Genomic DNA, 12,622 nt, shown 5'->3' with positions numbered 1-12,622 from the left:
CGGCTTCGGCGCGTATGAGGTCAGACGCGGGTACGAGTACCGGCGGCCGGGTGGACGGAGTGGCGGGCGTGGACGTGAACGGCACAGTGGCCGAGGGCTTCGAGCCGGTCCGGGAGGCGTTCGTACGCAACTTCGACGCGCTCGGCGAGCGGGGCGCCGCGGTGGCCGTCTACCGCCACGGACGCAAGGTCGTCGACCTGTGGGGCGGCACGCGGGACGTGGACGGCACCGAGCCCTGGGAGCAGGGGACCGCGCACGTCGTGCACTCCGCGACCAAGGGCGTCGCCGCCGCCGTACCCCTGCTGCTGCACCAGCGCGGGCAGGTGGACCTCGACGCCCCGGTCGGCGTGTACTGGCCCGAGTTCAAGGCCCGGGGCAAGGAGGCGGTGCTGGTCCGCCACGTGCTGTCGCACCGCGCCGGCGTACCGGTGGTGGACCGCCCGCTGACGCCCGCCGAGGCCGCGGACCCCGCCCGTACCGCGGAGGCCGTCGCCGGGCAGGCGCCCGTGTGGCAACCCGGCACGGACCACGGCTACCACGCGCACACCTACGGCTGGCTCGTCGGTGAACTGGTCCGCCGGATCACCGGCCGGGGCGTCGGCGACTGGATCGCGGACGAGATCGCCGGACCGCTCGGCGCCGACCTGTGGGTCGGGCTGCCGGACGCGCGCCGGGACCGGGTGGGGCGCTCGGGCCGGGTCGCGCCGCCGGAGACGGAGAGCAGCCTGCGGATGCGCCCGAAGCGGTCCGTCGCCGAGGCCTACGCCGATCCGGCCTCGCTGACCAGCCGCGCCTTCGCCGCGATCACCCCGCACCCCGACGACAACGACCCGGCGTACCGGGCGGCGGCGCTGCCCGCCTCCAACGGGATCGCGACGGCCGAGGCGCTGGCCCGCTTCTACGCCTCCCTCATCGGTGACGTGGACGGCCGCGCCCGCCTGTTCACCCCGGCGACCGTCGAACTGGCCCGCGCGGAGGAGTCCTCGGGAGCGGACCGCGTCCTGGTGGTCGGCACCCGCTTCGGCCTCGGCTGGATGCTGCACGGCACGGCGTCCCCGCTGCTCGGCCCCGGCTCCTTCGGCCACCCCGGCCGCGGTGGCCCCCTCGGCTTCGCCGACCCCGAGTCCGGCATCGCCTTCGGCTACGTCACCAACGGCTTCCGCAAGACGGTCACGGCGGACCCGCGGGCGCAGGCGCTGGTACGCGGGGTGCGGGCGGCGCTCGCCGGCTGAGCGGGGGGCGCAGGGCGCGCGGGCGCCCGGCCGGGACCGGACCGTCCCCGCGCCGCCGTCTCAACCGGCGTGCAGCATCAGCCCGATGCCTGCCACCAGCAGCCCCGCCGCGGCGACCCGGGGCGCTCCGAAGCGCTCCTTGAAGAAGACCGCGCCGATGGCCGCGCCGACGATGATCGAGGACTCCCGCAGTGCCGCGATCGGCGCCAGTTCGGCGCGGGTCTGGGCCCACAGGACCAGGCCGTACGCCGAGACGGACAGGACCGCCCCGAGCAGCCCGACGGCGGCGAAGGGGCGCAGGCGCGCGACGGCGGAACCCCGCCACTTGTGGAGCGCGTACGCCGGGATCACCCAGCCCTCCGCGGCCATGAGCCAGGCGGTGTACCCGAGGGAGGAGCCGGAGGCGCGGACGCCGAGCCCGTCGACGACGGTGTACGCGGCGATCGACAGGCCGGTGGCCAGCGCGGCGCCGATCGCCGCCCAGTGGGGCCGCCGTCCGCGCAGACCCCACAGCGCGACCCCCGTCAGGCCCGCGCAGGACAGCGCGATCCCCGCCGCCGCCCACCGGTCGGGGACCTCGTGCGCGAAGAGGGCCGCCAGCACGGTCACCACGAGCGGCGCCGTCCCGCGTGCGATCGGGTACGCCTGCCCGAAGTCGCCGAGCCGGAACGAGCGCATGAGCAGCGCGTAGTACACGACGTGGATGAGGGCCGACGCGATCAGGTAGGGCCACGCCCCGCCCGCCGGGAACGGCACGAACGGGATCGCGGCCAGCCCGAGGAGCGTCCCGCCGCCCGCGATCAGCGTGAAGCCGACGAGCTTGTCGGTGATGCGGTGGGCGAGCGCGTTCCACCCGGCGTGGGTCACGGCCGCGAGCAGCACGGCCGCGGTGACCAGCGGCGTCACGGAGTCGGCTCGCGCACGTCCGCCCCGGCGGCCCCGCCGCCCGACTCCGGTGCGGGCACGTCCTGTTCGCGGACGTCGGCCAGGGTGGCGCCCGCGTGGGCGACGAGCTCCTCGGGCGTCATCGGGAAGACGGCGTAGGGGGTGCCCGCCGCGGCCCACACCGTGGCGTGGCCGAGCAGGGAGCGGTCCGCCAGCACCCGGGTCCTGGTGCGGTGGCCGAAGGGCGGGACGCCGCCGATCGCGTACCCCGTCGTCTCGCGGACCAGGTCCGCCCGCGCGCGGGTGACCTTCCCGGCGCCCAGCGCGCGCCGGACGAGCTCCAGGTCCACCCGGGACGCGCCGTCCATCAGCACCAGGACCGGCACCCCGTCCGCCGCGAAGATCAGGGACTTGCAGATCTGGCTCAGCTCGCAGCCGATCGCGGCGGCGGCCTCGGCGGCGGTGCGCGTCGCCTCCGGGAAGCGGCGGACCCGCGGCAGCAGGTCCCCGAGGCCCGCCTCACGCAGGGCCTCGGCGAATCGGGGATGGGCGGCGTGCTCTTCGGCGGCGGTCATGCACGGCACCGTAGTGGTGGGTGTACGGGGCACGCGAACCGTTTCCGCGAAGTGGGCGTCAGCTTCCCGCAGGCGGCGGCGTGGTCGTGGACGTCAGCTTCCCGTACGCGGAGGGGCGGTCGTGGGTGTCAGCTTCCGGTACGCGGCGGCGTGGTCGTGGACGTCAACTCTCGCACGCGGCGGCGTGGTCGTGGACGTCAGCTTCCCGTACGCAGCAGCGCGGCCACGATCGGGCCCGCGGAGTCGCCGCCGTGCCCGCCCGCCTGCACCACTCCCGCGGCCGCCAGGTCGCCCTTCCACGCCGTGAACCAGCCGTTCGGCTCCTCCTGGCCGTCGACCTCCGCGGACCCGGTCTTGGCACCGAAGTCCGGACCGAGCCCCGACATGGCCTTGGCGGCGGTGCCGGCGGCGGCCGTGTACCGCAGCAGTTCCCGCAGCTGCGCGCGCGTCGCGGGGGACAGCGGGCGGGACGACTTGGCGAGGCCGCGGTGGTCCACCGAGGGGGACACCAGGTACGGCTGGTGGAAGGTGCCCGTCTTGGCGGTGGAGACCACCGACGCCATGTTCAGCGGGTTCATGCGCACGCCGCCCTGGCCGATCAGGGAGGCCGCCATCGACGCGGCGCTCTGCACCGGCACCGCGCCGTCGAAGGAGGGCACGCCGATCGACCAGTTGTCCATGCCGAGGCCGAAGACCTGCTGGGCCTGCGCGGTCAGGTCGCCGTTGTCCAGCTTCTTCGCCTGGGAGATGAAGGCGGTGTTGCAGGACGCGGCGAAGCTCGCCTTGAACGTGCCGTCCTTGATCTGGAACTTGTCGTCGTTCTGGAACTTCCAGCCGCCGTACGTCACGTACTTGGGGCAGGGGTGCCGCTTCTCGGCCGACGCGAGGCCCTTGTCGATCAGCAGCGACGACGTGATGATCTTCATCGTGGAGCCGGGCGCGAGCGAGCCCTGGAACGCCGTGTTGAAACCGTGGCCCGAGTTCGCGACGGCCAGGATCTCGCCCGTCGAGGGGCGCATCACCACCACCGACGCCCGGGACTTCTTCGCCACCTGCCGCTCGGCCGCGTCCTGAAGGGCCGGGCTGAGCGTCGTGCGCACCGTCCCCGGAGTGCCCTCGCTCAGTGCCACCAGCGTCTTGTCGGGCGTCTTGTCGGCGCCCTTCGCGGCGGCCTTGCGGACCACCCGGAGTTCGATGCCGGCCTTGCCGCCCGCCTTCTTGCCGTACTTCTCGCGCAGCCCGTCCAGCACCGTGCCCAGCGACGGGTACGCGGCCTCGGTCAGCACGCCGCCGGCCGCGTCGAGCGCCTTGACCGGGGGCGTGCCGGACTCGCCGGTGACGAGCCGGTCGCCCTCCCGCAGGTCGGGGTGCACGACGGAGGGCCGCCAGTCGACGAGTGGGACACCGTCCTCGGCCCGCCGCACGACGGTCAGCTTCGTGTCGTACGCAAGGGGCTTGCTCTTGCCCTTGTACGTCACCGTCGCCTTCACCGAGAACGGGACCGCGGTGCCCGCCCGCCGGCCCGGGGTCAGCGTCACGCCGGTGATGTGCGCGTCCTCGCGGTAGCCGGTGAGGGCGGCCTCTGCGGCGGCCGCGTCGTCGGTGACGGCGGCCGCCTTCGCCACGCGGCCCCGCTGCCAGGAGGTGAGGAACGTCGTCGCGGCCGTGCGGACCTCGGCCGCCGACAGCGGGCCGGTCTTCACCGGCTTCTGGTCGGCGCTCGTGGACCCGTCGTCGCCCGCCGGTCCGTACAGGCTGTAGGCGCCGAACCCCCCGCCCGCGACGACGACGGCGATCAGCCCGCCGACCACGGCCGGTCTCGTCCTGCTGCGCTCGGCGGCGCGCCCTCTCTTGCCCACAGCTACAGATCCTTTGCTGGTTCCCCTGATGCCCCGCTGCCCTCGCGTGCTCAACGAGGGGCACCGTCCCGGGGTCCCGGTGCGGCCGGTGTGACTTCAGCCGCTCGTTCTTAGCACATCCGCGACGATGGGCCCGGCCGCGTCCCCTCCGTGGCCGCCCTCCTCGGTCATCGCGGCGACCGCCATGTCGCCCCGGAACCCGGTGAACCAGCTGTTGGACCGCGCCTGGCCGTCGACCTCGGCGGAGCCGGTCTTGGCGCCGATGTCGCCGCCGAGCCCCGCCATCGCCCGCGCACCGGTGCCCTGCGTCGCGGTCAGCCGCATCATCTGCTTCAGCTGCGCCCCGGTCCCGCTCGACAGGCCGCGTGCCGTGGCGAGTTCGCGGCCGTCGAGCTTCGGCGAGACGAGGTAGGGCTGGTGGAACGAGCCCGTGACGACGGTCGCGGTGACGGACGCCATGTTCAGCGGGCTCATCTGGACCTGACCCTGGCCGATCGCGTTGGCCGCGCGGTCCGGGCCGCCGGACTCGGGGATCCGGCCGTCGAAGGAGATGATCCCCGTCTTCCAGTCGTCCCGGCCGAGTCCGAACCGCTCCCGCGCCTCCGTGGTCAGCGACGCGTCGGTGAGCGGCTTCTCGTCGACGAGCTTCACGAAGGCGGTGTTGCACGAACGCATGAAGCTGTTCGCGAGCGTGGCCTTCCCGTTGGGCGCCATGCCCTTGAGGTTGTGGAAGGTCTGGCTCTGCCACACGGCGGTGTCCGTGCAGGGCGCCGGGCCGTTCATCGAGGTCACGCCGTTGTCGATGAGCATCGCCGCGGTGATGATCTTCATGGTGGAGCCGGGGGCGAGCCGGCCCTCGAAGGCCGCGTTGAACGCGTCCTTGCGGTGGTTGGCGACCGCCAGCACCTCACCCGTGCTGGGCTTGACCGCCACCACGGACGACTCGGCGTACCCCTCGACGGCCCGCTCGGCGGCCGCCTGCGCGCTCGCGCTGATGGTGGTGCGCAACCTGCCCGGCCGGCCCTTGGCGAGGGTCACCAGCGTCTTGTCGCCCGCGTTCTCGTCCGCGTGCCGGATGGCGAGCTCGATGCCCGGTGCGCCGCCCGCCTTGTCGCCGTACCGGCCGCGCAGGGCGTCCAGGATCGGGCCGAGCGAGGGGTACTTGCCCTCGGTCAGGACAACGTTGTTCCGGTCCACGGCCTGGATCGGCGCGCTCGCCGCCTCGCCGGTCACCAGCGTGTCCCCCTCGACGAGGTCGGGGTGGACGACGGAGGGCTTCCAGCCGACCAGCGCCTTGCCGGTGGTGACCCCGCGCACGACGGTCAGCTCGGAGTCGTACGACAGCGGCTTGCTCTTCCCCCGGTACCGCACCGTCGCCCGGACCGAGTACGGCACGGTCGTCCCGGACGGCGTGCCCGCCTTGATCCGCACGCCGGTCAGATGGGCGTCGTCGCGGTAGGCGGCGAGCAGCGGCTCGGCGGAACCGGAGTCGTTCGTGTACGCCGCCGCCTCGGCCGCGTCGCCCTTCTCCCAGGCGGCGAAGAACTTCTCCGTGGTCTCCTCGACCTCGTCGCCGTCGGGCGTCCCGGTCCGCACGGGCGCGGGACCGCCCGCCGTGCCGTCCCCGCTGATGGCGGTCACCACGTTGTAGGCGCCGTACCCGGCACCGCCCACCATCACCGCGAACACCCCGCCGACGACGGCGGCCTTGACCCCCTTGCGCATGGCGCGCTCCCTCCCCGTAAGCGGTTGCACTCTAAGCCGGGGGAGTGACGGGAGGGGAGGGTGTTTCCCCGATTGTTAGACCCAGGTATCCAGCCACATACGTGATCGCCAGTCGTCGATCGGGATCGCCGTGCCCGTGTAGATCGGCCAGAAGTAGATGAAGTTCCAGGCGATCAGGAGGACCAGGACGCCCGCGGCGGCGGCGCCCGCCACGCGGCGGCGTTCGCCTGAGCCCGGGGGGCCGAGGATCGCGCCGACGAGCATGGCGACGGCCAGGCAGAGGAACGGGACGAAGACGACGGCGTAGAAGAAGAAGATCGTCCGCTCCTGGTACAGGAACCAGGGCAGGTACCCGGCGGCGACGGCGCAGGCGATCGCGCCCGCCCGCCAGTCGCGGCGGAACGCCCAGCGCCACAGCACGTACAGCAGCGCGAAGCACGCCGCCCACCACAGCAGCGGGGTGCCGAGCGCCAGCACCTCGCGGGCGCACTTCCCGCCGGCGTCGGCCGGGCAGCCGTCCTTGCCGGGCGCCGGGGACTCGTAGAAGTACGAGACGGGGCGGCCGGTGACGAGCCAGCTCCACGGGTTCGACTGGTAGGTGTGCGGGGACGACAGGCCGACGTGGAAGTCGTAGACCTCGTGCTCGTAGTGCCACAGGCTGCGCAGCCAGTCGGGCAGCACGGTCCAGTTGCCGCCCTTGCCGTCGGTCGCGGCCCAGTTGCGGAAGTAGCCGCCGCTGCCGTCGGCCGGGGAGAGGATCCAGCCGGTCCAGGACGCCAGGTAGACGGCGACGGCGACCGGCACCGTGGCCAGGAAGGTGAGACCGGTGTCGCGCAGCAGGGCCGCCGAGTACGGGTGGCGGGCGCCCGCCACCCGGCGCGAGGCGACGTCCCACAGGACCGCCATCACGCAGAACGCGGCCAGGACGTACAGGCCGTTCCACTTCGTGCCGATGGCCAGGCCCAGCATCACACCCGCACCCCAGCGCCAGGGCCGCAGGCCCAGCCGGGTGGTCTCGGCGACGTGCGCGTCGGGCCGCGCCCCGCCGTCCGCGTCGAGCGGCAGCGCCGCCGCGAGCCGCATGCGGGCCTTGTCGCGGTCGACGACCAGGCAGCCGAAGGCGCCCAGCACGAAGAACATCAGCACGCCGTCGAGCAGCGAGGTGCGGCTCATCACGAAGTGCAGCCCGTCCACCGCCATCAGCGCGCCCGCCAGGCACCCGAGGAACGTCGAGCGGAAGAGCCGCCGGCCGATCCGGCACAGCATCAGCACGGACAGCGTGCCGAGCAGCGCCGTCATGAAGCGCCAGCCGAACGGGTCGAAGCCGAACAGCATCTCGCCGAGCCCGATGACGTACTTGCCGACCGGCGGGTGCACGACGTACGCGGCGTCGGTGGGGATCGACACGTGGCCGTTGCCCTGGAGGATCAGGTCGTTGGCGTCCTTGGCCCAGTTGACCTCGTACCCGCGGTGGACCAGCGCCCAGGCGTCCTTCGCGTAGTACGTCTCGTCGAATATCACCGCCTTGGGGCTGCCGAGGTTGCAGAACCGCAGCACCCCGGCCAGCAGGGTCACGAGCAGCGGACCGCCCCACCCCGACCAGCGCGCGAGGCGGTCGCCGGTCTCCCGGCGCACCCCGATCGCGGCCCAGAACCGGGCGCCGGGTTCCGCGTAGGGCGGCACGAGGCGGTCGCGGACATCGCTTCGGGGCCCGGCCGAGTAGCCGAAGCGCCGCAGCCGGTGCTGCCACGACGGCCGCTGCTCTTCGGTGGCCCGGCCCTGCCGGGTGTCCGTGGAGGACGCGGTACTGGTCACCGCGCCATCGTAGGGAACGTCTCTGTGGGAGTCCCGTCCCTGGGCCCTGCGAGGATGGAAACGTGACAGGAACCCTTGTACTGGCAGGCACCCCCATCGGCGACGTGAGCGACGCCCCGCCGCGGCTCGCGCACGAGCTGGCGACCGCGGACGTCGTGGCCGCCGAGGACACCCGGCGGCTGCGCAGGCTCGCACAGGCGCTGGACGCGCTGCCGACCGGGCGCGTCGTCTCGTACTTCGAGGGGAACGAGGCGGCCCGCACCCCGGAGCTGGTCGAGGCGCTGGTCGGCGGTGCCCGGGTGCTGCTGGTGACCGACGCGGGGATGCCGTCCGTGTCCGACCCCGGCTACCGGCTGGTCGCCGCCGCCGTCGAGAAGGACATCAAGGTCACCGCCGTGCCGGGCCCCTCCGCGGTGCTCACCGCGCTCGCGCTGTCCGGGCTGCCCGTCGACCGGTTCTGCTTCGAGGGCTTCCTGCCGCGCAAGGCGGGCGAACGCCTGTCGCGGCTCAAGGACGTCGCCGAGGAGCGCCGCACCCTCGTCTACTTCGAGGCGCCGCACCGCCTCGACGACACCCTCGCCGCGATGGCCGAGGTGTTCGGCGAGGGCCGCCGCGCCGCCGTCTGCCGGGAGCTGACGAAGACGTACGAGGAGGTCAGGCGCGGCCCGCTGGCGGAGCTGGCCGCCTGGGCCGCCGAGGGCGTGCGCGGCGAGATCACCGTGGTCGTGGAGGGGGCGCCGGAGAAGGGCGCCGGTGACCTGGACGCCGCCGAGCTGGTGCGCAGGGTGCGGGTGCGCGAGGAGGCGGGGGAGCGCCGCAAGGAGGCGATCGCCGCCGTGGCCGCCGATGCCGGGATTCCCAAACGCGAGGTCTTCGATGCCGTGGTGGCGGCAAAGAACGCGGCGCAGAGCGCCCCATAGGAGGGCAAAGGACTATCGTGAAAGGCAAAGCTCGGACGGGTTCCGGGGGCGTTCCGGCAAGGAACGGCCAAGACGCCTCCAACACTCGACAGGTCTGATGCTTTCGCGCCGGGAGAAGCGTCCACTGGTCGAAGGGACGCACCCGTCCCTCGCCTCCGGTGGGACGCAGGGGAGCCGCGCTCCCTTCCCGTGACGGAGGCGCTTGTCCAGCGGACAAGAGGAGCTGGAATGAGTGAGATCGCCGGGCGGACCGGCGGCCACCGCACCCCGGGGGCCGACGTCGTCCACGAGTCGTACGCCTTCGCCTGCATGCGCTGCGGGCACGGCTGGGAGCAGTCCTACGAGATCGAGCACCACCGCGACGCCGACGGCGCCGCGTTCGTGACGTACGTCGCCGACGGCCTGGTGGTGCCCTCGCCGCTGAGCCGGCCCACCTGCGTGAACTGCGACGCCCACGTGGTGCGCATCATGCGCGCCGGACAGGTGTCCTCCGTACTGGCCTCCATGCGGCGCGCGCAGCCGCCCGCGCTGCCCCAGCAGGCCGGGCAGGAGCCCGCCGGACCCGAGCGGGGCCCGGAGCACGGCCCGGAGCACAAGGACCACCACTGGCACCTCTCGGACCTGCTGCACCCGTTCCAGCACCGCAGGGCGAGCTGATCCGCCGACCGTGACGAGAGGGCGGGCATGCCCCCTTCGTAGGATCGGGGCATGCCTTCCAACGCCGAAGCCCCACCCCTGCCGGAGCCGCTGCGCGTCGCGGTCGCCGACTCGCACACCCACCTCGACATGCAGTCCGGCACGGTCGAGGAAGGCCTCGCCAAGGCCGCGTCGGTCGGGGTGACGACGGTCGTCCAGGTCGGCTGCGACCTGAAGGGCTCCCGCTGGGCGGCCGAGACCGCGCAGAAGTACGACGCGGTGCACGCGACCGTGGCCCTGCACCCCAACGAGGCGCCCCGCATCGTGCACGGGGACCCCGACGGGTGGTCCCGGCAGGGGGCGAGGGCCCCCGGCGGCGACGCCGCGCTGGACGAGGCGCTCGCCGAGATCGACCGGCTGGCCGCCCTGCCCCACGTCAAGGGCGTCGGCGAGACCGGACTCGACTACTTCCGCACCGGACCCGAGGGCAAGGACGCCCAGGAGCGGTCCTTCCGCGCGCACATCGAGATCGCCAAGCGGCACGGCAAGGCCCTGGTCATCCACGACCGCGACGCCCACGCCGACGTGCTGCGCGTCCTCGACGAGGAGGGCGCCCCCGAGCGGACCGTGTTCCACTGCTACTCCGGCGACGCGGAGATGGCCGAGGTCTGCGGCCGGGCCGGGTACTTCATGTCCTTCGCCGGCAACATGACCTTCAAGAACGCCCAGCCGCTGCGCGACGCGCTCGCCGTGGCCCCGCTAGAGCTGCTCCTGGTGGAGACCGACGCGCCGTTCCTGACCCCGGCGCCGTACCGCGGACGGCCCAACGCCCCGTATCTCGTTCCGGTGACCGTCCGTGCGATGGCCGCCGTCCGGGGCATCGACGAGGACGCGCTGGCGACGGCACTGGCCGCGAACACGGCCCGCGCGTTCGATTACTGACCCATAACGCTTCCAGGGGCTTTCCCGGGGTCCCGCCTTGGGGGAGTGTCGCGACACTGCGTAGCCGCGTTGCTTTGGAGAGTGACGGCCACTCCGCTAGGTTCTGGTCGCCCGATCCCCCTGGAGCGTCGTCGTGAGCAACTCGCAGTACGAGACGTACGGCCCGGCCGGTCCCGGCCCGGTCACCTATGACCCGCCGGTGCCGTACGACGTCCATGACCCGTACGGTGCCCCGACGCTGCCCTACGACGTGCACGCCGGGCCCGGCGGCCGGACCCTGCTCGACGCCGTCGGCGGCCCGGCCGGGAGCCGGGCGGACACCTACCGGCCCGCCTACGAGGAGCCGACGCTGCCCCGGCAGGCGTACCCGGAGGGCGGGTTCGCGGAGTACCCGACCGTCCCCGCCCCCGTCGTACCGCCGCCCGGCGGACGGGCCCAGGCGCGCCGCGCCGGCCGCCGCAGACGCACCGCCGCCAGGCCCGACCCGCTGCGCCGGCTGCTTCCGCAGGCCCTGGTCGTGGCGTTCCTGGCGGGCGGCACCAGCGCCTTCGTCGCCGAGGACAAGGCGATCGAGCTCAGCGTCGACGGCAAGCCGCGCACGCTGCACACCTTCGCGGACGACGTGAGCGAACTGCTCGCGGACCAGGGGGTCGACGTCGGCGCCCACGACATCGTGGCGCCCGCCCCCGGCACCGAGCTGGCCAGCGGCGACGAGGTCACCGTCCGCTACGGGCGGCCCGTGCACCTCACCCTCGACGGGCAGCGGCACACGGTGTGGACGACCGCGCGCACCGTGGACGGCGCGCTCCGCCAACTCGGGGTCCGCGCGGAGGGCGCGTACCTGTCGGCCTCGCTCTCCCGGCGGATCGGCCGGGACGGACTGGCCCTGGACGTCCGCACCGAGCGGACCGTCACGATCATGGCGGACGGGCGGGCCCGGACGATCCGCACGAACGCCGCGAGCGTCCGGGAGGCCGTAGCGGAGGCCGGCATCACCCTGCACGGCCAGGACACCACCTCCGTGGCGCCGGGCAGCTTCCCGCGGGACGGGCAGACCGTCACCGTCATGCGGATCACCGGGACCAAGGAGGTCCGCGAGGAGCCGATCCCCTTCGCGGTGGAGCGGACGCAGGACCCGTCCCTGTTCCGGGGCACGGAGGTGGTCGAGCGGCCCGGGCGGACGGGGACCCGCCGGGTCACGTACGCCCTGCGCACGGTGAACGGCGTCCGGCAGAAGCCGCGGCGGCTGCGGACCGAGGTGGTGCGGGAGCCGCTGACGCAGGTGGTGAAGGTGGGGACGAAGGCGCCGCCGATGTCGGTCGCCGGGGCCGACCACCTCGACTGGTCCGGGCTCGCGGCGTGCGAGTCGGGGGGCCGGCCTGGGGCGGTCGACGCGTCCGGGACGTACGGCGGGCTCTACCAGTTCGACACCCGCACGTGGCAGAGCCTCGGCGGGGCCGGGCGGCCTCAGGACGCTCCCGCGGCGGAGCAGACGTTCCGGGCGAAGAAGCTGTACGTGCGGCGTGGGGCCAGTCCGTGGCCCCACTGCGGCGCGCGCCTGCACGGCTGAGGCCGGTCGGTCTCCGGGGCTGTGCCCCGAAGCCCGGGGTGCGGTGTCCTCAATCGCCGGACGGGCTCCATCATCTTCCGGGCCTCGGCTGTCCGGTTGCCGTTCCCGCCCTTGACCGCCTTCGCGGCCGGGGCCGGCTCGTACCCTCGGTGCGCGCTGACGCGCCTGTCCTCAATCGCCGGACGGGCTCGAATTTTTCTCCGGGCCCTGGCTGTCGGGCGAACCCTCGGTGTGAGTCGCTGCGCTTGTCCTCAATCGCCGGACGGGCTCAGATTTTCCCGGCTGTCCGGCGAAGCCTCGGTGTGAGTCGCTGCGCTTGTCGTCAATCGCCGGACGGGCTCAGATTTTCCCGGCTGTCCGGCGAAGCCTCGGTGTGCGTCGCCGCGCTTGTCCTCGATCGCCGGACGGGCTCAGATTTTCCTCCGGCCCAGGCTCGGACGGGGTGGGCGGGGTGGGGGTCGGT

Annotated in this window: 10 protein-coding genes; 5 read left to right on the top strand and 5 right to left on the bottom strand. The window is 73.7% G+C overall.

All coding sequences use genetic code 11. From position 1 onward, the window contains the following. Positions 1-68: 68 nt before the first annotated feature. The gene (locus tag ACFYQQ_RS22090; protein ID WP_355793100.1) at positions 69-1,232 is read left to right on the top strand and encodes a serine hydrolase domain-containing protein; all 1,164 of its coding nucleotides are present in this window, start codon (positions 69-71) and stop codon (positions 1,230-1,232) included. Between the two features lie 60 nt (positions 1,233-1,292). Here the strand turns inward: ACFYQQ_RS22090 and ACFYQQ_RS22085 are convergent, their stop codons facing one another. The 5 genes from ACFYQQ_RS22085 to ACFYQQ_RS22065 all read right to left on the bottom strand — a co-directional run bounded on the left by ACFYQQ_RS22085 (position 1,293) and on the right by ACFYQQ_RS22065 (position 8,091). After that, positions 1,293-2,138, bottom strand: coding sequence for an EamA family transporter (locus ACFYQQ_RS22085; RefSeq protein ID WP_355793098.1), 846 nt, complete (start codon positions 2,136-2,138; stop codon positions 1,293-1,295). Further along, positions 2,135-2,692 (bottom strand): YbaK/EbsC family protein, encoded by a 558-nt coding sequence (locus ACFYQQ_RS22080; protein ID WP_355793104.1) that lies wholly within the window; start codon positions 2,690-2,692, stop codon positions 2,135-2,137. The genes ACFYQQ_RS22085 and ACFYQQ_RS22080 overlap by 4 nt, the downstream gene beginning before the upstream one ends. A gap of 197 nt (positions 2,693-2,889) precedes the next feature. Beyond that, positions 2,890-4,551: a penicillin-binding transpeptidase domain-containing protein gene (locus tag ACFYQQ_RS22075; protein WP_355790327.1), complete on the bottom strand. Its 1,662-nt coding sequence runs from the start codon at positions 4,549-4,551 to the stop codon at positions 2,890-2,892. Positions 4,552-4,647: 96 nt separating this feature from the next. Further along, positions 4,648-6,276 (bottom strand): penicillin-binding transpeptidase domain-containing protein, encoded by a 1,629-nt coding sequence (locus ACFYQQ_RS22070; RefSeq protein ID WP_355790330.1) that lies wholly within the window; start codon positions 6,274-6,276, stop codon positions 4,648-4,650. A 75-nt stretch (positions 6,277-6,351) separates the two neighbouring features. Next, positions 6,352-8,091: a phospholipid carrier-dependent glycosyltransferase gene (locus tag ACFYQQ_RS22065; RefSeq protein ID WP_356163976.1), complete on the bottom strand. Its 1,740-nt coding sequence runs from the start codon at positions 8,089-8,091 to the stop codon at positions 6,352-6,354. 62 nt (positions 8,092-8,153) lie between these two features. Between ACFYQQ_RS22065 and rsmI the strand changes: the two genes are divergently transcribed. The 4 genes from rsmI to ACFYQQ_RS22045 all read left to right on the top strand — a co-directional run bounded on the left by rsmI (position 8,154) and on the right by ACFYQQ_RS22045 (position 12,159). Continuing rightward, positions 8,154-9,011, top strand: a complete 858-nt coding sequence (gene rsmI / locus ACFYQQ_RS22060) for a 16S rRNA (cytidine(1402)-2'-O)-methyltransferase (protein WP_355793438.1) — start codon at positions 8,154-8,156, stop codon at positions 9,009-9,011. A 228-nt stretch (positions 9,012-9,239) separates the two neighbouring features. Then, a complete protein-coding gene (locus ACFYQQ_RS22055; protein ID WP_355793440.1) occupies positions 9,240-9,668 on the top strand; it encodes a hypothetical protein in 429 nt (142 codons plus the stop codon). Between the two features lie 51 nt (positions 9,669-9,719). Then, positions 9,720-10,589 carry a TatD family hydrolase gene (locus ACFYQQ_RS22050; RefSeq protein ID WP_355793442.1) on the top strand — a complete coding sequence of 290 codons (870 nt, stop codon included), beginning with the start codon at positions 9,720-9,722 and terminating at the stop codon, positions 10,587-10,589. Positions 10,590-10,722: 133 nt separating this feature from the next. Then, entirely contained in the window at positions 10,723-12,159 is a 1,437-nt protein-coding gene (locus ACFYQQ_RS22045) for a ubiquitin-like domain-containing protein (protein WP_388904998.1), read from the top strand. Positions 12,160-12,622 lie beyond the last annotated feature (463 nt).

The sequence above is a fragment of the Streptomyces sp. NPDC005496 genome, assembly GCF_042872045.1.
Taxonomy (GTDB): Bacteria; Actinomycetota; Actinomycetes; order Streptomycetales; family Streptomycetaceae; genus Streptomyces.
The sequence above is the reverse complement of the archived record's forward strand: the minus strand, read 5'-3'. Positions and strand labels throughout refer to the sequence as shown.

Excerpts from the sequence above, each read along its gene's own strand:
- ACFYQQ_RS22080 (WP_355793104.1), bottom strand. The coding sequence starts at position 2,692 with ATGACCGCCGCCGAAGAGCACGCCGCCCATCCCCGATTCGCCGAGGCC.
- ACFYQQ_RS22070 (WP_355790330.1), bottom strand. The coding sequence starts at position 6,276 with ATGCGCAAGGGGGTCAAGGCCGCCGTCGTCGGCGGGGTGTTCGCGGTG.
- ACFYQQ_RS22055 (WP_355793440.1), top strand. The coding sequence starts at position 9,240 with ATGAGTGAGATCGCCGGGCGGACCGGCGGCCACCGCACCCCGGGGGCC.
- ACFYQQ_RS22050 (WP_355793442.1), top strand. The coding sequence starts at position 9,720 with ATGCCTTCCAACGCCGAAGCCCCACCCCTGCCGGAGCCGCTGCGCGTC.